The sequence below is a fragment of the Providencia sp. PROV182 genome (genome assembly GCF_028480325.1).
GTDB classification, from domain to species: Bacteria; Pseudomonadota; Gammaproteobacteria; order Enterobacterales; family Enterobacteriaceae; genus Providencia; species Providencia hangzhouensis.
This window is the reverse complement of sequence record NZ_JAMPOL010000021.1, coordinates 45304-67371: the sequence shown is the minus strand read 5'-3', so window position 1 is coordinate 67371 and position 22068 is coordinate 45304. Positions and strand designations below refer to the sequence as shown.

General features: G+C 42.5%; 21 protein-coding genes and 2 CRISPR repeat arrays. Of the genes, 8 read left to right on the top strand and 13 right to left on the bottom strand.

The window, feature by feature from the left end:
- Window positions 1-51: 51 nt before the first annotated feature.
- A CRISPR array of direct repeats spans window positions 52-499; the repeat unit is 28 nt; unit sequence GTTCACTGCCGTATAGGCAGCTTAGAAA.
- Window positions 500-710: 211 nt separating this feature from the next.
- The 8 genes from cas1f (at window position 711) to PR834_RS16275 (ending at window position 10441) form a co-directional block, all read left to right on the top strand.
- Entirely contained in the window at window positions 711-1685 is a 975-nt protein-coding gene (gene cas1f / locus PR834_RS16310; RefSeq protein WP_196725233.1) for a type I-F CRISPR-associated endonuclease Cas1f, read from the top strand.
- The gene (gene cas3f, locus PR834_RS16305; RefSeq protein WP_272536785.1) at window positions 1682-5146 is read left to right on the top strand and encodes a type I-F CRISPR-associated helicase Cas3f; all 3465 of its coding nucleotides are present in this window, start codon (window positions 1682-1684) and stop codon (window positions 5144-5146) included. Before cas1f ends, cas3f begins: the two co-directional genes overlap by 4 nt.
- Before the next feature lie 27 nt (window positions 5147-5173).
- The gene (csy1, locus tag PR834_RS16300) at window positions 5174-6442 is read left to right on the top strand and encodes a type I-F CRISPR-associated protein Csy1 (RefSeq protein ID WP_272536784.1); all 1269 of its coding nucleotides are present in this window, start codon (window positions 5174-5176) and stop codon (window positions 6440-6442) included.
- On the top strand, window positions 6439-7383 hold the full coding sequence (csy2, locus tag PR834_RS16295; RefSeq protein WP_196725235.1) for a type I-F CRISPR-associated protein Csy2: 945 nt from the start codon (window positions 6439-6441) through the stop codon (window positions 7381-7383). The genes csy1 and csy2 overlap by 4 nt, the downstream gene beginning before the upstream one ends.
- A gap of 3 nt (window positions 7384-7386) precedes the next feature.
- A complete protein-coding gene (gene csy3 / locus PR834_RS16290) occupies window positions 7387-8409 on the top strand; it encodes a type I-F CRISPR-associated protein Csy3 (protein ID WP_196725236.1) in 1023 nt (340 codons plus the stop codon).
- 8 nt (window positions 8410-8417) lie between these two features.
- Window positions 8418-9053, top strand: a complete 636-nt coding sequence (cas6f, locus tag PR834_RS16285) for a type I-F CRISPR-associated endoribonuclease Cas6/Csy4 (RefSeq protein ID WP_272536783.1) — start codon at window positions 8418-8420, stop codon at window positions 9051-9053.
- Between the two features lie 129 nt (window positions 9054-9182).
- Window positions 9183-9690: a CRISPR direct-repeat array (repeat unit 28 nt; unit sequence GTTCACCGCCACACAGGCGGCTTAGAAA).
- 165 nt (window positions 9691-9855) lie between these two features.
- Window positions 9856-10182 carry a type II toxin-antitoxin system RelE/ParE family toxin gene (locus tag PR834_RS16280; protein ID WP_096864722.1) on the top strand — a complete coding sequence of 109 codons (327 nt, stop codon included), beginning with the start codon at window positions 9856-9858 and terminating at the stop codon, window positions 10180-10182.
- A complete protein-coding gene (locus PR834_RS16275) occupies window positions 10169-10441 on the top strand; it encodes a helix-turn-helix domain-containing protein (protein ID WP_096864723.1) in 273 nt (90 codons plus the stop codon). Before PR834_RS16280 ends, PR834_RS16275 begins: the two co-directional genes overlap by 14 nt.
- Window positions 10442-10867: 426 nt before the next feature.
- Here the strand turns inward: PR834_RS16275 and fliR are convergent, their stop codons facing one another.
- The 13 genes from fliR to fliF all read right to left on the bottom strand — a co-directional run bounded on the left by fliR (window position 10868) and on the right by fliF (window position 21822).
- The gene (gene fliR, locus PR834_RS16270) at window positions 10868-11647 is read right to left on the bottom strand and encodes a flagellar biosynthetic protein FliR (protein ID WP_140170708.1); all 780 of its coding nucleotides are present in this window, start codon (window positions 11645-11647) and stop codon (window positions 10868-10870) included.
- A 2-nt stretch (window positions 11648-11649) separates the two neighbouring features.
- Window positions 11650-11919, bottom strand: a complete 270-nt coding sequence (gene fliQ / locus PR834_RS16265; RefSeq protein ID WP_004255630.1) for a flagellar biosynthesis protein FliQ — start codon at window positions 11917-11919, stop codon at window positions 11650-11652.
- 22 nt (window positions 11920-11941) lie between these two features.
- Window positions 11942-12685 (bottom strand): flagellar type III secretion system pore protein FliP, encoded by a 744-nt coding sequence (gene fliP, locus PR834_RS16260; RefSeq protein ID WP_094961178.1) that lies wholly within the window; start codon window positions 12683-12685, stop codon window positions 11942-11944.
- A gap of 12 nt (window positions 12686-12697) precedes the next feature.
- Window positions 12698-13156: a flagellar biosynthetic protein FliO gene (gene fliO, locus PR834_RS16255; RefSeq protein ID WP_172412225.1), complete on the bottom strand. Its 459-nt coding sequence runs from the start codon at window positions 13154-13156 to the stop codon at window positions 12698-12700.
- A 22-nt stretch (window positions 13157-13178) separates the two neighbouring features.
- Window positions 13179-13595: a flagellar motor switch protein FliN gene (fliN, locus tag PR834_RS16250; protein WP_004255621.1), complete on the bottom strand. Its 417-nt coding sequence runs from the start codon at window positions 13593-13595 to the stop codon at window positions 13179-13181.
- Entirely contained in the window at window positions 13588-14595 is a 1008-nt protein-coding gene (fliM, locus tag PR834_RS16245) for a flagellar motor switch protein FliM (RefSeq protein ID WP_094961179.1), read from the bottom strand. The genes fliN and fliM overlap by 8 nt, the downstream gene beginning before the upstream one ends.
- A 5-nt stretch (window positions 14596-14600) precedes the next feature.
- A complete protein-coding gene (fliL, locus tag PR834_RS16240; RefSeq protein WP_094961180.1) occupies window positions 14601-15080 on the bottom strand; it encodes a flagellar basal body-associated protein FliL in 480 nt (159 codons plus the stop codon).
- 162 nt (window positions 15081-15242) lie between these two features.
- On the bottom strand, window positions 15243-16610 hold the full coding sequence (locus PR834_RS16235; protein WP_272536782.1) for a flagellar hook-length control protein FliK: 1368 nt from the start codon (window positions 16608-16610) through the stop codon (window positions 15243-15245).
- Complete coding sequence (fliJ, locus tag PR834_RS16230; RefSeq protein WP_094961182.1) at window positions 16611-17054, bottom strand: flagellar export protein FliJ; 444 nt, start codon at window positions 17052-17054, stop codon at window positions 16611-16613.
- 11 nt (window positions 17055-17065) lie between these two features.
- Entirely contained in the window at window positions 17066-18430 is a 1365-nt protein-coding gene (gene fliI / locus PR834_RS16225; RefSeq protein WP_094961183.1) for a flagellar protein export ATPase FliI, read from the bottom strand.
- Complete coding sequence (fliH, locus tag PR834_RS16220) at window positions 18427-19155, bottom strand: flagellar assembly protein FliH (RefSeq protein ID WP_004255603.1); 729 nt, start codon at window positions 19153-19155, stop codon at window positions 18427-18429. Before fliH ends, fliI begins: the two co-directional genes overlap by 4 nt.
- Window positions 19148-20140 (bottom strand): flagellar motor switch protein FliG, encoded by a 993-nt coding sequence (fliG, locus tag PR834_RS16215; RefSeq protein ID WP_004255600.1) that lies wholly within the window; start codon window positions 20138-20140, stop codon window positions 19148-19150. The genes fliH and fliG overlap by 8 nt, the downstream gene beginning before the upstream one ends.
- Complete coding sequence (fliF, locus tag PR834_RS16210; RefSeq protein WP_272536781.1) at window positions 20137-21822, bottom strand: flagellar basal-body MS-ring/collar protein FliF; 1686 nt, start codon at window positions 21820-21822, stop codon at window positions 20137-20139. Before fliF ends, fliG begins: the two co-directional genes overlap by 4 nt.
- Between the last annotated feature and the right edge of the window lie 246 nt (window positions 21823-22068).

Below are 22068 nucleotides of genomic sequence, written 5' to 3'. Positions count from 1 at the left end.
CGTATAGGCAGCTTAGAAAAGCAATCCTTATCTTCTGGTGCGGTATTACTTGTTCACTGCCGTATAGGCAGCTTAGAAAAGCAATCCTTATCTTCTGGTGCGGTATTACTTGTTCACTGCCGTATAGGCAGCTTAGAAAAACTGTCTTCAGTTTCGAGCAAAACCACATTCGTTCACTGCCGTATAGGCAGCTTAGAAATAAAACCGCTTGGCTGGCTAACTTTCCGACCTGTTCACTGCCGTATAGGCAGCTTAGAAATTCCCTATGTGATTTAACCAAAGGATATAACCGTTCACTGCCGTATAGGCAGCTTAGAAACGCACAATCTCTATGCGTCAATTAAGTGTGTGGTTCACTGCCGTATAGGCAGCTTAGAAATGCATTATATGCGCCAACGCCTTTCCAGATATGTTCACTGCCGTATAGGCAGCTTAGAAAAGATGCAAGCGGTAATAGCCGTAAATCGGTGAGTTCACTGCCGTATAGGCAGCTTAGAAAGCGCTATCGATTTTATGTATAAAGATAATCAGGTTTATGGTCACAAGGATGGTATAAAAAGAGCATCAGTGAGTATTTTTTTACTGGTCATTCTGTGAAACCCTTCGCAAATTTGGCTTTGGTTGAAAACAAGGACTTGTTTCGTGGGATAAAGCTTATTCTAATAGATTGATTCAAAAATCTTATTATTTAAGGACAGAATCCAACTATTATGGACGATTTTTCACCAAGTGAATTAAAAACTATTTTACATTCGAAACGCGCCAATATGTATTACTTGGAACATTGCCGAGTTATGCAAAAAGACGGCCGTGTTCTTTATTTCACTGAAGCTAAAAACGAAAACCTCTATTTTAATATTCCAATCGCAAATACCACGGTCTTACTTCTGGGCACTGGAACCTCTATTACTCAAGCAGCAATGAGAATGTTATCTCAAGCAGGGGTATTAGTTGGCTTTTGTGGCGGCGGCGGTACACCGCTGTATATGTCTACCGAAGTAGAATGGTTAACGCCACAAGGGGAGTATCGACCAACGGAATACCTGCAAGGGTGGTTATCCTTTTGGTTTGATGATGAAAAACGTTTAGCGGCTGCTAAAGAATTACAACAGTCACGCATCAAATACTTACAACAAGTATGGCAAAGTTCTCGTGAGTTACAAAATGAAGGGTTTATTTATAACGACAGTACTATTCAATCGGCGTTAAACACTTTTCACCAGCGCACAGATGCTGCCAAAAACACGCAAGAGCTACTGCTTACGGAAGCTCAACTGACTAAAACCTTATATAAGTATGCTGCGAATAATACAGGGCAAAAAAATTTTACTCGTCAGCACCAATCGGCTGTCAAAGCGAATGACTTTTTAAATCATGGCAATTATTTGGCCTATGGATTAGCTGCAAGTTGCTTATGGGTATTAGGGATCCCCCATGGCTTTGCGGTAATGCACGGTAAAACACGGAGAGGCGCTTTAGTATTTGATATTGCTGACTTAATTAAAGATGCTATCGTTTTACCATGGGCATTTATTTGTGGTAAAGAAGGTGCCAGCGATCAAGAATTCCGCCAGCAAATATTACAGTCCTTTGTTGACCATCAGTCCCTTGATTTTATGTTCGATATCGTAAAATCATTGGCATTACCGCCAGTGGAAAACCCGCAACAGGTAACACCGCTATGATGGTTACTTTTGTTTCCCAATGTGAAAAGCACGCGTTAAAACGAACTCGACGAGTATTAGATGCTTTTGCTAACCGAATTGGTGATAACACATGGCAAACCTTGATCACCCAAGAAGGTTTGCAAATGGTTCAGAAGTTGTTGCGTCGTAGTGCCAGTCGTAATACTGCGGTAAGTTGCCACTGGATACGCTCTCGTTCGCGCAGCCAATTACTTTGGGTTGTTGGGAACAGAAATAAATTTAATTCAGAAGGGCACGTCCCGGTTAATCGCACAGAAAAATCGTTGTTGGGTAGTGAGCGTGAAAATAATTGGAAGTATCTGCCGTTAATCAATGCATTAACGCGTTTAGCTGCATTGCTCCATGACTGGGGAAAAGCCTCACAACTGTTTCAAGATAAATTAAACCCACATGTTAAAACCCCTTTTAAAGGGGATCCGCTGCGCCACGAATGGGTTTCATCATTATTATTTAGTGCGCTGGTAAAAAGCCAAGTAGAGCCGCAACGGGATGAAAGCTGGCTTGATGCGCTAGTCACACAGCAATGGGATGAAGTGCAGTTACAACAGTGGGCTAAACAAAATCAACAAGCGGCATTACCATTATCTGGGTTACCTGATGCGGCCTCGTTATTGGTTTGGTTGATTGTTTCTCATCATAGATTACCGTTTTTAGCGAATGATAAAGAACGTTTATTCTATGCAGATAAAGCCTGTGATTCGTTAGCAAAACTGTTAGAGACAGTGGATAAACAGTGGGGCTACCAAAATTACTATAATGAAGATGAATATTCACAACGCATTAATCAATGCTTTGAATTCCCATATGGCTTATTGAGTGAGTCAAAAGTATGGCGACAAACATTAAGTCAGGCGGCAGAGCACCTTAAACACCAGCTCCCTTTGTTAAATGAAGCGATAGAGAATGGCTGTTGGCGGTTAGTCGTGGAACAGGCACGCTTATGTTTGATGTTAGGGGATCACAATTATTCCTCAAAAGAAGCTGATTCAACATGGGAGTCAGGTATTCCATTATATGCCAATACGCAGCGTTTACATGGGCAAACCGAATACAAGCAACGGCTCGATGAACACTTGGTGAATGTGGCTAGTGTTGCGGCAAATGTCACAGAATATTTACCATTTTTCGCAACAGAACCGCCTGTGGCAAGTGATATTAACAAACTTAAGCACAATAAAAATGCTGCCGGTAAATTTAGCTGGCAGGAAGATACAGTTAGCACCATTTACCAATATCGAGAAGAACAGCAAGATAAAGTTCAAGGGTATTTTGTTGTTAATATGGCGAGTACTGGCTGTGGTAAAACAGTCGCCAATGCTAAAATTATGCAAGCGCTAGCGGAAGATAAACAAAGTTTGCGATTTATTCTAGCGTTAGGGCTTCGTACATTGACGTTACAAACAGGGGATGAATATCGTGACCGGTTAGGCGTCAAAGATGACAACCTTGCCGTATTGATTGGCTCCAAAGCGGTATTAGAGTTGCATCAAGAGCCTCTTGAAGAACAAAAATTAATCAAAGAAGAGCATCAATTAGCGGGATCGGGTTCTGAGTCCCAAGAGAGCCTTTTTGATGATGAAGGACTAGAATTAAACTGGCAAGGCAGTTTACCGGAGGAAGAACTTTCAACGGTATTGACGAGGCCAAAAGATAGAGCTTTGCTCTATGCTCCGATCTTAGCTTGCACTATTGACCACATGATGGGAGCGACAGAAACCATCCGTGGTGGACGCTATATCCTTCCCTATTTACGGTTAATGTCATCTGACTTAATCATTGATGAGATTGATGACTTCACGGGGGATGATCCCAAAGCGATTGGGCGTTTAGTCTATTTAGCGGGGGCTTTGGGTCGAAAGGTCATGATCTCTTCTGCTACTATCCCGCCAACGTTGGCACTTTTCTATTTCAAAGCTTACCAATTAGGTTGGCGAATTTATGCACTGAGTCAGCAAAAGTCACTGAAAGTGGGCTGCATTTGGGTGGATGAGGGGCGATATGACGAGAAAAAAGATAAATGTGTTCATTCATGCCAAATTGCCACCATCACAGCGAGAGATGACGCTGCAACGCTTGAACATTACCGTCAATATCATCATGCATTTATTGAAAAACGTATTAAAGTTTTACAATCATTGGTCGCACGTCGAAAAGCATTTATTTTGCCGATGCAAAAAGGGCAGGGAGGTGACCGACAAACGCAATATTTTTCATCTATTCAGCAAGGAATTCTCGGGTTGCACCAAGCCCATTCTTGCACTGAGATGCAAACTCAATTGCAAGTCTCTTTTGGGGTAGTACGTGTTGCCAATATTTCAGTTTGTGTTGCACTAACCCATTATTTATTAGCTAATGAATGGCCTGAAGAAATAGAAATTCGTGCTATGGCTTACCATAGTCAGCAAGTATTGTTGTTACGTCATGAGCAAGAAAAACACCTTGATGCGGTATTGAAACGTAAAGAAAAAGCAGGGGAACAACCTGAAGCTTTCCAAAACTCCATAATTCGAAAGCATATCGATCAGGTTCACCTGCAAGATAAAGCTAAACACCTTATTTTTATTTTAGTGGCAACGCCTGTGGAGGAAGTGGGGCGAGACCACGATTTTGATTGGGCGGTGATCGAACCGTCATCCTATCGCTCAATAATTCAAATGGCAGGGCGAGTACGTCGGCACCGAGAGGGCGAAATTATCCATCCCAATATTGCGTTATTGCAATATAACTGGAAGGGCTTTATCGAAGAAAAACCTCAGGATGTTTTTTGTAAGCCTGGTTATGAAAATGGCAATTTAAACTTACGCCTATCTACTCATAATTTATGTGACTTGGTGGATGAAGAACAACTGCTGAAATCCGTTGATGCGATCCCTAGAATTCAACCTATTCCTGACTGGAAAAAGCAGCAAACCACCAATTTAGTTTGTCTAGAACATGCATCAATCGAACGATTGATGGGCGATATTACCGATCTTAAACCAAAAACGGCCACTCGTTCACGTCTGTTCTCTCAAACAGTAGAGACTCCGTTAAATAGGCCAAACACGCTTTGGGGATATACCTGCGGTGCTTGGGGGTTAACTGCGCTTTCTCAGCAGTTTTTTTCATTTAGAAAAAGCGAGCCAACAATACGTTTGTCGCTGATCTTATCAGCAAAAAATGAACCTCATTTCTGTGAATATGATAATGACAATGGTTGGGTAAATAAAAATGATGAATATGGGATAGGTTTTCAGCCACTTGCAGAACAATTAAAAGAGAGGTTATGGCTAGTACGTGATTATCAGCAATCATTAGAAGGCCGTGAAAATGAATACCAGTCAGTTGAACAACTTTCTCTGCGTTATGGCGAAATTAGTTTTTCACCACATGAAAAAAGTGGGATTCATTTTTATTATAACGACCAAATGGGACTCAGCACATTTAATGTTTCCGAGTAAAAATTTCAGTCACAAGGACCATTTACTATGTTAGATCCAGCAATAGGGGCCTTTTTTGCTGAGCGCAAAGAGGGATGGCTTAAAAAAAATGCAAAGGCATCGATGGGTGACGATGAGATGCTGCAATTGCAACAGGAATGTGATGTCGTTTTTTCATTGTCACAGTGGTTGCCGAATGCGGCAAAACGGGCAGGGCAAATATCATTATCTACTCACCCTTGCACCTTTAGCCACCCAAGTTCCCGAAAGAACAAAAATGGTTATGTCACTGCGATACTTGCTAGTTGTGAACAAGAAAATGATGGTTTTTTACGAACCGGAAACGTTGTTGTGGAAACGGATGCATTAGGCAATGCGGCAGCCCTTGATGTATATAAATTCCTCACACTTGAATTACAAGATGGCCAAACATTATTGACTCATATTAAGGATGAAACTCCATTAGCAAAAGAGTTACTTAACCAAGGGGATGAAAGCTATCACGTTATGCGGGATGGTTTTCTCGCTATGGTTGTGACAGACAATACGGTAGTGACAAGTTCTAAAATCAAACAAGTTTATTTTCCTGTTTGGTTAGAGGATTGCGAATATCACTTATTATCCCCATTAACCCCCTCTGGTTTGGTTTTTGAACTACGCGAACGCATTGATGCGATTCGATTTTCTGAACAGACTAAAGCACTGCGAGATTTAAAACGTAAAGGGGAATTTAGCGACATTGGCTATCAAGAAATTTATGGTCTTACTACCATTGGTTACGGGGGGACTAAGCCACAAAATATTTCCGTACTCAATAATCAAAATGCAGGTAAAGCCCATTTATTACCCTCACTTCCCCCCAAAATTACTCAACGAAAACTGCGTTTACCTACTCATGATTTCTTCTCAAATACGCTAAACCCTTGGCAGGTAAAAGATACGTTAGAGGCATTTCATAGCTTAATTTCATTACCGAAAGAACAGCGTGGTAGTCGTTTTATTGAATATCGTGACAGGCGCATTCAAGAGTATCTGGATTACATTATGTTAACCATGTGGGAGATCCGGCGTGAGTTTGAACGAAATGGCGCTCAATTACCGACCCAACTCGCCAAAGTGCAACAAGTTTGGTTATTTCCAGACCAACAGGGGCGTAATAACTCAGATGAATGGTTAGAGGGGGTGATCCTCCTTATTGCCCAGCAATTTATGCGGCATTATAAAAAAGTACTGGGGAAAAAAGCGATTAGTCTAGGTGATGATGAGTTGGCGGCTATTGCGGACGTTATTGCCATCAATAAGGAGCTATTACGATGAGTTCCACTTATATACTTAAATTGCCTCATTTAAACATTCATAATGCGAATGCACTCTCTAGTCCTTATACCATTGGTTTTCCAGCTATGACGGCCTGGTTAGGTTTTATGCATGCTCTAGAGCGGAAACTCCGAGTTGTGAGTGAACTAGATATTGTTCTCGACTCTATCGCAATGGTCAGTCATGACTGTGACTTACAAACCTATCGTGGAGCTAATGATTATGTTAGTTCCATTGTGGGAACAGGCAATCCATTAAATAGTGATGGCTCGCGCTCCGCATTTATCGAAGAGGCTCGTTGCCATTTAGACGTTTCTTTATTGATTAAATATGGCATTAAAAACAATGATGTGATTGAAGGGCTACCTGAACATTCCCCCTTACTAGATATTATCCATGATTTAGTAATGACAATGAAATTGGCTGGTGGCGATATTCTGTCATTAGGTAAACCCGCTGCATATATTCTGCCATCGGAAGATGTGGATGGGAAATATAGGCAAGGCTTATTGAATAGTGTGATGCCTGGTTACGTATTGATTGAACGTCGCGACCTGATGATTGAAGCCATGGAAGAAGGGCAAGATGCCATGGATGCCTTGCTGGGTTATCTGGTCGTAGAAAATAACTGCGTTGAAGTGGGAAAGGAAAATGGGAACAAGGCGTCATTTGAATGGCAAGCGCAACGTAAAACGGCAGGCTGGATTGTTCCAGTAGCAACTGGATATCAAGGTATTTCCCCGTTAGGGCAAGCAAAAAACCAGCGAGACTCAGAAGTGCCACATCGGTTTGCCGAAAGCGTAGTCACGTTAGGGGAGTTTGTATTAGCAAATCGCGTGAATAACATTCATGAAATTTTATGGGAATTTAATTTTGTTGAGTCCCAAAACCTGTATTTATGCCAACAAGTGGCAGCTAACTTTATTTCGAGTGGAGAGTAACTAATGGCGAAGAATAATGATGTTGCATCGGTTTTAGCATTTGAAAAAAAACTGGTTCCATCGGACGGTTATTTCTATGGCACTTGCTGGGATAATAAATCGCAATTTGCGCCATTATCGTTACAAGAAAAATCGGTAAGAGGCACTATCTCAAATCGCTTAAAAGGCGCTGTAAAAAATGACCCGTTAAAATTAAACTCCGAGGTGGAAAAAGCGAATTTACAAACAGTAGATGCTTGTGCGTTAGGGACTGAACAAGACACCTTAGTGCATCAATTTACCTTGAAAATTCTTGGCGGTGTGGAAACGCCATCGGCTTGTAATAATGCATTATTCAAGCAAAGTTATACCCAAGCGGCAAAAGAATATATCGAACAACAAGGTTTTCAGGAGTTAGCTCGCCGTTACGCCCAAAATATCGCGAATGGGCGTTTTTTATGGCGCAACCGTGTGGGGGCTGAACAAATCGAGGTAGTTGTCAAAGTACTCAACAAAGGGCAGCCACTGGAATGGGTGTTTGATGCCACACAATATAGCATTCATCAATTTGATGCTAAAGATGAAAAAATCAACCAATTGGCTGAAAAAATTGCGGCGGCTTTAGCGCAGCCTCAAGGCGCATTATTACTGGAAATCACTACATATTCACAACTAGGTAAAGCTCAAGAAGTGTATCCAAGTGAAGAACTGGTGATGGATAAAGGCAAAGGAGATAAAAGCAAAATTTTGTACCATGTGAATGGGCACGCCGCGATGCATTCGCAAAAAATTGGTAATGCTTTGCGTTCTATTGATACATGGTACCCTGCGTATGGTACTGAAGGTGGTGCAGGCGCTATCGCGATTGAACCTTATGGTGCGGTCACTAACCTCGGAACGGCCTATCGTACACCAAAAGATAAACAAGATTTTTATACCCATTTTGATAAATGGGCGAGAGGTGAAAAGCTATCGTGTATTGAAGATGAACACTATGTGATGGCGGTTTTAGTTCGCGGCGGTGTATTTGGCGAAAGTGACAAATAAGGTGGGCTATGAATTATTATCAGGAGGTCACTTTATTGCCGGACTCAACCGTCCCATTGGATTTTCTCTGGCAAAAGGTTTACCAGCAAATTCATATTGCGCTGGCGGATAATAAAACGTCTCAGGGGCACAGTGCGATTGCAGTTGCCTTTCCTGAATACGGTAGCGTGGGTTTTCGCTTAGGTAGAAAAATTCGTTTGCATGCCACAACACAAGGTGAACTTGAGCAGTTAAATTTGCAAAAGTGGTTAGCGCGGTTAATGGATTACGCTCATATTAAATCGATTCAGGCAGTACCAGAGCAGCATGTTCAAGTCAGTTATATTCGAAAGCATGTAAAAGGGCTGAGCCGAATTGAAGCCGATATGCAGCAAAAAGCACGATTGTGGTTTGAAAAATCAGGGCAACCATTGGAACAGTGTTTGAAAACATTGTCTGAGAGTAAGCCAAAAGCGAACAATCGTTTGCCATTTATTTGGGTTGAAAGTTTACATGCCAGAAATAAGCAAGTCGAAAGCCGGCCTTTTCCTTTGTTTATAGAAAGGATAGAAGCTACACAAAAGCAAATTGGGGTGTTTAGTTGTTATGGTCTTAGTCAAGCAACTAGTGGCTCAGTTTGTTTAGCAACGGTTCCCCATTTTTGACCTTTGCTTTTTGCTCTTTTAAAATTAGTCAGTAAATCAGTAGGTTATAACTACCAATAAATAAAAGGGTATTTTCCAATAAATACCCTTAATTGATTGTTATCACTTATTTTTATTTTAAAGTGCATCGTTCACCGCCACACAGGCGGCTTAGAAACTTTTAGTGGTCTAGACATAGAATCGTTGCGAGTTCACCGCCACACAGGCGGCTTAGAAATTCACCAGCATCGTAAAGCTCTTTCCATTCATGTTCACCGCCACACAGGCGGCTTAGAAAGAAATATTATGGCCAGCAGCCAGCGCAGTCGCGTTCACCGCCACACAGGCGGCTTAGAAAGTGAGTACTCCAATGGGGTCGAGATAGGGATTGTTCACCGCCACACAGGCGGCTTAGAAACTCACCTTTTGCCATTCCCCAGATAATAAGTAGTTCACCGCCACACAGGCGGCTTAGAAATCGTAGCCTAGGAATGTGTGCTTTAGCATCTCGTTCACCGCCACACAGGCGGCTTAGAAAATCAAAGTGATTGACGGTTATATCAACAAATAGTTCACCGCCACACAGGCGGCTTAGAAAGTCAGAATCAAGCAAAAATAATCGTTTTGACCGTTCACCGCCACATAGGCGGCTTAGAAATGTTAAACTGTTAGCCCCTAGCGCATCTGTTGGTTCACTGCCGTACAGGCAGTACAGAGAAACTGATCTATTTACTGCAGTCGGTATGTAGTACAGACGATACAATGGAATGTGATTTGCACTAAAAAGCAATTTGCATTACAGTGCAAATTATGATGAGGGTATATGTATACTGTAAAATATCATTCTGAGGCTGAAAAAGAAGCAAATGCACTGCCTTTAAAAATCAAGGTGAAATATGACCGCCTCATTAAAAAATTAGAGTTATCAGCTAATTATTTAAGAGAACCAGATACTAAATCATTGGGCGATGGATTGTTTGAGATAAGAACTATGGGAAGTGAAATAGCTAGGGGGTTATGGGTTTACCACAAAGATAAAACAATTTTTATGCTCAGGATCTTTATCAAAAAGTCACAAAGAACCCCAAAGTCTGAGTTTTATTTAGCGAGAAAACGTTTATTGGAGCTATTAAACGATGAAAACACATAAAGAGCTACATGATGAATGGATGAAAGATCCAGAATACCAAGCTGCTTATGAAGAAGAAATAAGAACTGAAAAATTGCAGGCTATGCTTAAGGAGTGGAGAGAGTCTGCTGGGTTAACGAAAGTTCAAATAGCTGAAATTATAGGAGTTAATCCATCAACTATCACAAGGTTGGAGAGTAATGTGAATAATGCGAGCATTAAAAGCATTGTAAAGTATGCTGCTGCATGTGGAATTAAAAACCCAATAATTGCCCTTTAAGATTATTTATTTTTGTCGTAATTACTGCATTGCCAGCTTAGAAATTTGGTTAAATAACATAAATAGCAGTGAAGGGGCTCTACTACACGGGGCGTTTTTACATGATTAAATTGAAAAAATATGACCTCAAGGTCGTTTTTACGTGATTTTACCATCTTTTACCTAAGTTAAATTTAGTGTTAGATGTATTCGTAACTATCACTTGTTTTGATAGCTTAGAAATGAAATAAATAATGGGTATCGTTACCGCCATATAGGCGGCTCTCTTTCTTTAATTTATCGCCTGAAAAAAATAATGGGTTTTAATACTTAAAATTAGGAGTAAACAATGAATTTTGAATTAGAAATAAGCTTTTATAGATTTACCTTAATAATTAGAGTTACCAAATGGTTTTACTAACTAATTAATTGATTAAGTATCGATACTCAAACAAACAAATTAAACATCAACGATAACTGCTCGAAAGCTTGGTGGACCAAACGCTCGGTATAGCGCGGGAGGATAGAAATAATCAGCCCTAACATACTAATTCCAATGGTAAGCGTTAAAGGAAAACCGACCACAAACACCGATAGCTGCGGGGTCATGCGGTTTAGAATACCCAAAGCAAGGTTTAGAATTAAAAATAAGGTGATAAACGGTAAAGCCAACATTAACCCATTAATAAATATGGTGTTAGCAAATTGGACAAATACCCAAAAACCATCGCGATTTAATGGTGCGGTTTGAATTGGGAGCAGTTCAAATGAATTGACTACAATATAAATAAGCCACAAGTGCCCATCGAAAGCGAGAAACAATAAAATAGTAATTACGTTAAATATGCGACCTAAAATTGGCATATTGGGCCCGCCAGTTGGGTCAAAAAAGGTGGCGAAAGATAACCCCATTTGCAAACCAATCACTTCCCCCGCATGACGCACGGCAGCAAATGCCATTTGCATTGTTAGCCCCATTGCAATACCAATCACCATTTGCTGCACGATGACCCATAACCCCATAGCAGAAAATAGAGGAATATTCACGACAGGAAGTTGTGGGGAAACAATCAACACAACAAAAAAAGCCAATGCAACGCGAACTTTGGTAATTGCCTGTTTTTCATTAAAAAAGGGCGCTGTACCAAGCAGCGCCAAAAGGCGTATGAAAGGGTAGAAACCTTGGCTGAGCCACAATGTGAGCGTTTCACTGGTAATGGTTAGCATTGTTAACCAATAATAAACGGTAAGTTGCTAAGCAATGACCGCATATAGTCGGTAAGCAGATTCAGCATCCAAGGCCCTGCAATAATAATCACAGAAATAACCGACAAAATTTTAGGGATAAAAGACAGTGTCATTTCATTCACTTGCGTGGCGGCTTGCAGTAAGCTGATAATTAAACCCGCCGCTAAAGCGGCTAATAACAAAGGGGCAGCTAGCATCAGCGCAATTTTCATCGCTTCAGTTCCCATCGCCATTACTGATTCAGGTGTCATAACTACTCCGAGTAAAATAATCCTAATTAAAAAAGCTTTGCGATAATGAGCCAAGCAATAGTTGCCAACCATCAACTAATACAAACAACATTAATTTGAATGGCAAGGAAACTGTTGCGGGGGGAACCATCATCATCCCTAATGCCATTAAGACACTGGCAACGACTAAGTCGATGATTAAAAATGGAATAAAAATAGTAAAACCAATTTGGAATGCGGTTTTTAGTTCGCTGGTAATAAAGGCTGGGACTAAAATACGTAATGGAACATCTTTCGCTTCTTGAATTTCACCTACCTTGGCTATTCTTGCGAATAGGGCTAAGTCGGATTCGCGTGTTTGCCCTAACATAAAGGTTCTTAACGGTGCTGTCCCTTTCTCTAAAGCGGTTTCGAGGCTAATTTTGTCTTCGCTAAAAGGCTGGTAGGCTTCACGATACACTTGGTCGGCAACGGGTGACATCACAAAAAAGGTCAAAAACAGTGCTAAACCCAATAAGACTTGGTTCGGTGGAGCGGAGGGCGTTCCGAGTGCGTTACGCAATAAACCTAAAACAATAATGATGCGGGTAAAACTGGTCATCATTAATAATAAGGCGGGAATAAAGCCTAATAAGGTCAAAAATAAAAGCGTTTGAACAGGTAAAGACCAAGTTTGTCCGCCATCAGCCATTGAATGGCTAATAATGGCTGGTAGTGCCGCAGAAGCGGAGTTTGGCAATAAAAACAAGAGGGTAGTAATCGTGAGTAAAGATTTTAGAGGTAACATGAGCCCTTCCGATTACTTATGCATAAGTGTAACTGAAGCCGCACATTTTGCAGCCTCTTGTTTTTTCTTTAATAAAGACTGAAAGGTGAGCGGTTCAGTTGGCAATGTCTCAGTGACTTCAGGTGCAGCCGGGTATTGGTGTAAGAGGCTGATATTTTGTGTCGTAACACCTAATACCAAACACTCATTATTCACCTCAATAACCACAACGCGTTCTTTATTACCTAATGAGCAACGGCTTTTGACTTTTACGATTTGCTCCTTGCCCATTTTTTGGGGAGCAAATCCTAATTTTTTCACCAACCAAGCACCTGCTAGTATCAATAAAATGATCCCCCCTAAAGCCCCCGATATCTGCGTTAAGCTATCATTGTGGTCAATAGCAGGAGTATTAGGTTCACCGGAGGAAACGGTTGTTGATAAAAAAGGCACAGATATCGGTGCCTGCTCAGTTTGATTGGGTATTGCCATTATCAGCGACTCACGTGGTTAATTAACGACTTAAACGGCGCATACGTTCGGAAGGCGTAATGATGTCAGTAATACGAATACCGTAATTGTCTGAAACCACGACCACTTCTCCCTGCGCAATTAAATAGCCATTGATCAGAATATCCAGTGGCTCACCCGCTAAGCCATCCAGAGAAACTACAGAACCTTGGGATAAGCTCAGTAGTTTTTTAATGGTCATTTTAGTGCGACCCAATTCAACTGAAAGACGGACAGGAATGTCCATGATCATATCGATATCAGACAGTTGATTTAGCGGGTTTTGTCCATCAAAGTTGTCGAAAGCCTGTGCACCAGCTGAGGCGGATTCCGCTTTTTTTTGCTGTTCCAGCGCTTCAGCCCACAGGTCTTCACTGTCGTGATTGGTTGATGCATCAGGAGAGTTCTTCGCCTCACTCATTGGTACTTTCCTCATCTAGAGTGTTTAATACAGGGTTAATCAAATGTTCTACACGCAATGCATACTGGCCATTTTGAGTACCGTATTGACTGGTTAATACGGGAACGCCATCAACATTAACGATGAGGCGGTCAGGTTTCTCAATTGGGATCACATCCCCTTTTTGCAGTTGCAGTAAGCGAGAAATTCGCATTGGAATGTCAACAAAGTTGGCAACCAATTCAAGTTCAGAACGTTTCACTTGGGTGACAAGGTTGGTGACCCAAGTTTCATTTTCTTGGTGGCCTTGTTCCATTGGTGGGTTTATTAAACGTTCACGTAATGGCTCAATCATGGCGATCGGAATACAAATACTGAATTCACCAACGGTATTGCCTATCTCCACTAAAAACGGTGTGGTAACGACAATGTCATTAGGGGAGGTGGTGATATTAGTGAATTTGACTTGGATTTCAGAACGTACATATTCCACTTCAATATCAGCGATTGGCTTCCAAGCATCGCGATAAGCCCCTAAAGCTAACTTGAGCATGCGATTGATAATGCGTTGTTCAGTATTGGTAAACTCTTTACCTTCTTGCCGTACAGGAAAGCGGCCGTCTCCACCAAATAGATTGTCGACAGCGATGTAAACTAATGCGGGCTCAAAGGTAAACAGTGCCGTGCCTCGTAAAGGCGGCATATGGATTAAGTTTAAGTTAGTCGGTACGGGTAAATTACGCGCAAACTCATGGTAAGGTTCAATTTTAATACCGCCCACCGTAATATCTGGGCTGCGACGTAACATATTGAACAAACCCATACGGAACTGGCGAGCAAAACGTTCATTAATGATTTCGAGAGACTGCATTCGCTCCCTAATAACTCGACGTTGAGTATTCGGGTCGTAAGGGCGAACATTATCTTTCCCTTGAGTCTCTGGCACAGGCGTACTGCTTGATGGTGCATCATCATTAAGCAGCGCATCAATTTCGGCCTGAGATAAAATATTATCGCTCATGAATATTACCGCAGAATAAAAGTAGTAAATAACACATCAGAAATATCCTGATCGGTATCACCTGGGATCAGGGTAGGGGTGAGTGTTTGCTTGATATCTTTCATTAACTGCAACTTACCTTCATGCGTCTCAATATTTTTTGCTTTTTGCTCTGAAAGTAGCAGTAACAAACGGCTACGCACTTCAGGGAGGTATTCATGAAGTTGTTTGCGCGATTTTTCGTTCGCAAGTCGCAAAGTCACATGGATATAAAGCACACGATCAGGTGCATCGGCTGCACCTGCCAAATTGACGGTAAATGGCTCTAACTCCATAAAAATGGGTTGTGGCATGTTCGGGCGCTTTTCTTCCTCACTCGCCGTTTGCGTGCCTTGTTGTGTCGTCCACCAGGTATAACCCCCAAACCCTGCGCCAGCAAGGGCAAGAAGGGCAAATAGAATAAGCAACCCTTTGTTGGAACTTTTTGATTTTTTGCTCGACGACATTTAGCTGAATTCCTGTTTCTTGGATGCTAAACCCAAATGGGTTTTTACGTTATGATCTCTAGCATTATGGCTTGGTTGCCAAGAGTTAAAGGAGTGAAAAACGAAACAAAAAGGCGGTAACTCGGCGCTTTAGCTAGGAAATTACCGCGATTCGTTTGTTTTTTATGCAAAAGTGTTAATGCCACCTTGTCTTGATGCTACATTTTTAGGTGAAACAGTGGCATTTGCTTCGCTGATACCAACAGCACCAACGGATGGATGTGTCGCTTGAATTTGGCCATCGTTTTGGTGCGCATTTTGCTGCGAGCTATCGGATTGCTGGTTCAAGTTATCTTGGCCAACAGAGCCTTGAGCAAGATGAATACCACTTTCTTGTAGCGCACTGCGTAGCACTGGCATCATGGATTCCATGGCAGCACGTACATGACTATGTGGAGAGACAAAATGCATTACTGCTTGGTTATCTTCGATGCGTAAATGCACATTTAGTGATCCTAACTCTTCAGGGTGCAAGCGAATTTGTGCCTGAGATATTCCTTGGCGAGAGAAAAATAACATATGTTGGCTTAATTGCTGCTGCCACGCTTCGCTACCTAATTGGCTGGCTAAATGCATGGTTGGAGCAGCCGTTGGCGCATTTATGGTTGCCGCTTGGGCTGTTGATGTCGTTGGCATCATGTTAACTGGCGCGGTCGTTGTATGCTGTGAGGATGTGGTGGTAAAAGCACCAGTCTCAGTTTGTAGTGTAAATGCGCCTTTCGCGGTTTGGTTCAGGGCTTCACTTGAAACATTTTGTAGGTTTAATACTGGGTCTTTATCACTCACTTTTTTATTCAATGGCATGAAATCAGCAGTTAAATTTTTACTGCGTATATCTCGTGGGTTATCAAAGGGAAAAAGAGGCTGGTCACGACGTTCTTCTTTTTCATTCTTAATAAATACCCCAAGTTCTGGGCCATCTTCTTCGCCTGCGATTTGTTGCTGTGAACCTTCCAGATGTTTGCCATCATCTTCATTAATGATGCCATCTGCATTATCCGTTAGGTGCTGCATTTTTTGGGTAAATGCGCCTAAAACCGAGTGTGCTTCTGTTTTAATAGTTGTATTTGCCGTTGCTTGTACTTGGCCAGTTAATGACTGTTTTAGGCTATTTAACCACGCTTGCTCGTTAGCATCTTTGCCTGTTAATAACTCAGTGTTAAGTGCAGTTTGCACGCTATCAGCACGCAAGTTACGGCTAAAGTTCAGTTGCTCAATGGCATTTTCAGCCGTTTTTTGCCCAACCTTGGTTTGTTCAATCGTTTCTTTACTCGCTATTGCCAGTTTGTTATCAACAATGCCTTTGTTAAGTGCTTCTTCATTGATCGGTTGATTAGTGACATTTTGTTTTTCAATCGGTTGCTGGTTATCAAGCATGGCTTGAAAGGGGAGTGCAGGGGCTTGATTTTCATCAGCGCGCGATTCATTTTGTTGTATATTGCCATTTTTAGTCGATGATGCGGTTGGCACATTCAGGGCGTTGATGTCCATTTATTGAGGTCTCCGTAAAGTCGCTCGTTGAGCAAATTCATCCATTTGCTTTTGTTCTAAGCGGTTTTGACGTTGGTATTCAGTATGTTCAGCACGTTGAATTAACGTATCGAACGCGTTGACACGCTGTTGTTTTTCTTGCCAATGGCGGTTAGCTTCGTTAACGCGTTGCTCCCATAAATTCAGTTGTTGCTGCTGTTGTTCAATGGTCAGTTCCAATGTGACCAAAAATTGCTGATAATTCTGCCACTTATCCGATTCCATACCCGTATGCAAGGTTTGGTTGAGTTTTTGACGATATTCGGATTGGTAGTTTTCCAACATATTTAGTTGCTGCGCCATTTGGGTGTGGGTTTGGCGCACTTGAGCTAACACTTTTGCTGCTTCTTCCGAGGCTTCAACAGCTAAGGTGAGTAATGTTGTTAAGGCATTATTTTTGGCCATTTATCCCCTCGTTATTCGTTGGGAACCACTTGTGTCAACTGTTCGCATGCGGTTTGATAATCACATCGCTCATCAATATCTTGTTGCAAAAACTTCGACATACGTGGGTAATATTGAATTGCCGTATCCAACATGGGGTCACTGCCCATGGCGTACGCACCGACGTTAATTAAATCTCGGTTGCGTTGGTAACTAGACGTTAACTGCTTGAAACGTTGAATTTTTCGGTAATGCTCTTTAGGAATGAGCTCGGTCATGGCACGGCTGATAGATGCCTCGATATCTATTGCAGGGTAGTGCCCTGACTCTGCCAGTGAACGTGAAAGTACAATATGGCCATCCAAAATGGCGCGAGCCGAGTCAGCAATTGGGTCTTGTTGGTCATCCCCTTCCGTTAAAACGGTATAAAAAGCGGTAATTGACCCACCATTTTTCCCATTCCCTGCACGCTCAACTAATGCTGGTAATTTGGCAAATACAGAAGGTGGATAGCCTTTCGTTGCTGGTGGTTCACCCACGGCTAACGCAATTTCCCGTTGTGCCATGCTGTAGCGAGTGAGTGAATCCATAATCAACAGCACACTTAAACCTTTATCGCGAAAATACTCAGCGATACGAGTGGCATAAGAGGCGCCTTGCATGCGCAATAGAGGAGACACATCGGCTGGCGCTGCAACGACAACGGCACGTTTTAAGCCATCAGCCCCTAAGATATTTTCAATAAAATCTTTGACTTCACGACCACGTTCACCAATCAACCCGACTACGATAATATCGGCTTGTGTAAAGCGTGCCATCATGCCAAGTAATACGCTTTTACCCACACCAGAGCCAGCAAATAGCCCCATACGTTGGCCGCGACCGACGGTTAATAATGCATTGATTGCACGAACACCGACATCCAATACATTACTAATAGGCGTTCGTTCTAATGGGTTAATTGGTGGGGTAATTAATGGCGCGCGTGTTTTTACCTCTAAGGGGCCTTTTCCATCTAATGGATTACCTTGGGCATCAAGTACTCTGCCTAATAATTCATTACCAATAGGGAGTAAGCGGCTAGTTTGCCCGTCATCACCGGTTGATTGTGCATAAACACGGGCACCCGGGGCGATCCCCTCGAGGTCGGCTAATGGCATCAATAACATTCTTGGGCCGTTAAAGCCGACGACTTCACACACCACTTCATCTGAGCCGCCATTAATTGAGCGTTCAATAAAGCAGGTTGCCCCCAAAGGCATTTTAATGCCTTCAGCTTCCATCACTAAGCCAGTGATTTTTGTGAGGCGGCCATAACGACGCACCATCGGGATCCCTTTCATCCGCGATTCTAAATCGTCCAACGAAGCAATCCAGCGTCCCAATCGTGCCGTCATGAAAAGCTCTCCGGTGCATATAAACGACACAATTCTTGCCAGCGTGTCGCCACAGTCATATCAATTTCACCGTCTTCTGCGACGACTCGGCAACCACCAATATGCAGTTTAGGGTCAGCCACTAAGCGCCAGCCATTCAAGTTGAGTAGGGAACCGAGATGCTGCTCGATTAATTCAAAATGATTTGGGTTGACGTGCAGCTCAGGTTGCCCAGCAAAAATTGGTTTTTGTTGGAGTAACTGGCTGATTTCCTCCAACAATGCAGTGCCATCACAAACGGTGGATTGACCTAAAACTTGCTTAGCCGCAGTCAACGCTATCTGCAACAGTTTAGTGGTCACCACCGTATCAAAGGTATCGAGAGAATAATTGAATTCAGACAGCAGTTTTTGCCATGTTTCAATCACAGGTTGTTGCAAAGCAAGTGCCTGCTCACGCCCTTGTTCTTCTCCAGCTCGTAAGCCTTGCTCAAAACCAGCTTGGTAACCTTCTTGCTGGCCTTTTTCATGCCCTTGTTGGTAACCCGTCCGCTGTGCATCTTCCTTGATGTTATCGAGCAAATTAATTTGCTCTAACACTTCTTTTGGTTCAAGGCACGGGACTTTTGGCGCGTCAGGCTCAGGAACATCACTTAATGCAGGAATGCCTGAGTTGAGATCCCATTGATTAAGCTCACGAAGCTGCCAAGGCTGCCATTGGTCATTTGGAATTGTTGACTTAGACATAGACGTCGTCTCCACCACCTATCGCGATTTCGCCTTTTTCGACTAAACGACGAACGATAAGCAAAATGGCTTTTTGTTCGTTTTCCACTTGAGACATACGCACAGGAGAACGTGATTCCAAATCGTCGCGCACGATTTCTGCAGCGCGAGCGGCCATATTGTTGAGGAAGTGGTCGCGTAGTGCTTGGTTGCTGCCTTTGAGGGCAATAACCAGCGAGTCTGTCGAAACATCCTGCAAAATACGTTGAATGCTGCGGTTGTCCACCTCGATAAGGTTTTCGAATAGGAACATTTCGTCAATAATACGTTGAGCAAGCTCACCATCGTAATCACGCATTGCATCGATAACGCTTTCTTCTTGCTGGCTTTTCATCAGGTTGATGATTTCTGCCGCAGTTCTCACGCCACCCATTTTGCTGCGTTTGAGGTTTTGGCCATCCAGTAAGTTGTTCAATACTTCGGTCAATTCCGCCAATGCAGCAGGTTGGACACCACCAAAGGTGGCGATACGTAGCATAATATCGTTGCGTTGGCGCTCTTCGAATAATTCGAGGACATCCGCTGCAAGATTGCGTTTTAAGTGAACCAAAATAGTCGCGATAATTTGCGGATGTTCATCACGGATAATATCGGCAACGGTTTGGGGTTCCATATAGTTGAGGCTTTCGATCCCTGACGTGGTTTCTTGTTTTTCAAAGATGTCCTCAAGTAAGCTTGCGGCGCGTTCTTCGCCAAGTGCTTTCACCAATACAGAACGCAGATAGTCATTCGTGTTGATATTGAGAGCCGCGAATTGAATCGCTGACTCTTCAAATTCAGTTAATACTTCTGCCAATTCATTATTTGAGATTTGGCGCATGTTTGACACTGCCATACTCAATTGCTGAACTTCTTTAGGATTCAGGTGCTTAAATACTTCCGCAGCCTGGTCTTCACCGAGCGTCATTAACATCACGGCACTTTTTTCTGTTCCACTTAAACTCATTGGGATTTTCCTAACCACTGACGGATAACCATTGCCACGATTTGTGGGTCTTTTTCTGCCATTTCACGGATACGTTGGCTTTGGATCTCAGCACTAACACGTTGACGAGTCAGGCGACGGCGTGTTTGCTCATCCATTTCTTCATCAATCGCTTCATCAACCACGAGCGGAGTTTTCAGTTGTGTGGCAACAAAAACCTCGGCTTCAGCTTGGGCTTGTTGTGCTTTACGGTATTTAACCCATTGAGGTTTGATACCGAAACGCCACATAAACCAAGCAATAATGGCAATAAGCAGTATTTTTCCGTAATCCAGTAACTGAGCAATAAATTGTGGGCTTTCAAGTAACGAAGGTGCTTCTTCAACCGGAGCCTCATTGGTAAACAATGAATTAGTAATGTTGAGAGAATCCCCACGTGCAGTGGAAAAGCCCATTGCTTCGCGTGTCAATGCTTCAATTTGTTGCAGCATCTCTGGTGGCAATGGCTTCATTTCTGGGCCATTTTCACCATCTTGTGAATGGTAATTGACAATAACTGCGACCGAGAGCCTATCGACGACACCAATTTGCCGTTGAGTGTGACTAATTTTGCGATCTACCTCGTAATTTGTGGTTTCATCGCTTTGCGAGTTCGAGATACTATTACGGTTATTCGCCGTTTGAGCGCCATCTTTATTGTCTTTATTGGTTTCAATAGGTGCACTTGGTGCACTAACGGGTTGATTTGACAGCGCACCTGGCACTCCACCGGTTCCGCCATTGTTATTTTGCATACTTTGGCTGTTTTGGCGGGAACGAATAGCCGCACTATCTGGCGTTTGGTTAGGCTTATATTCCTCTGAAGTTTGTTCGACTTTCGAGAAATCCATTTGTGCGGTGACTTGGGCATGAATATTGGCACGACCGACTAACGGTGACAGAATATCTTCAATGCGCTGTTTGAGATGAGACTCCATCTCTTTAGTCATTTTGATTTGTGCGCTGTTTGCCGATTGCTGGCTATTATCGTTATTGGTGAGTAAGCGACCCGTTTGGTCAACAATAATGACATTACTCGCGGTTAGGCCTGTTACGCTACTTGATACCATATGGACAATGGCGCTGATTTGCCCTTCATCAAGCATTCTTCCCGGTAGTAAACCGACCGTCACAGAAGCCGTTGGTAGCTTTTGCTCACGCACAAATAAGGTGGGTTTAGGAATTGCTAAATGCACCCGAGCACTTTGTACTGGGCTTAGGGACTCAATAGTACGAGAGAGTTCACCCTCTAATGCACGTTGGTAATTGATTTGCTCACTAAATTGGCTGATACCGAATTGTTCTTTATCTAATAATTCAAAACCAGTATTGCCACCTTTAGGTAAACCTGATTGAGCGAGCTTTAAACGTAATTCATGCACTTTATCTGCAGGAACTAAAATAGCGCTACCATTATCAGTAATTTGATATGGCACATTCATCTGAGTTAGCTGGCCAACAATATCGCCACCATCTTTAGCACTTAAATTGCTAAGAAGTACACGGTAGTCAGGGCTGCGTAGCCAGAGGAGAAGGGCGACAATAATTGAAACAGCCGCAGCCGCCGCAATCATTAACGGTATTTTAGGATCAGCTTTAATCCTTTCAACTATAGAGGCAAAACCCTTTTTGGCCTCCCCCGTGTCTTTAGATGCGGCACTCATAAATATTCCCTGCTTGGCAGACTACTAGACGGATGAAAATACTTTTGGTGAAACAATGTTATTTCCCTCTTCGTAACGTCACTTTTTCACTTTGCTATTATTTCTTGTTTTAAGGGGTTCTAATGACGGAATCAGCCTATAAAATTGGTGTTATTTATCGGCTTCAAGTTAAAAAGGGTGTGATAGGGTAAGCTAGCCAATATAGGTTAATGAAAAATTCACATTAATTTAATAAGAAGAGAATCG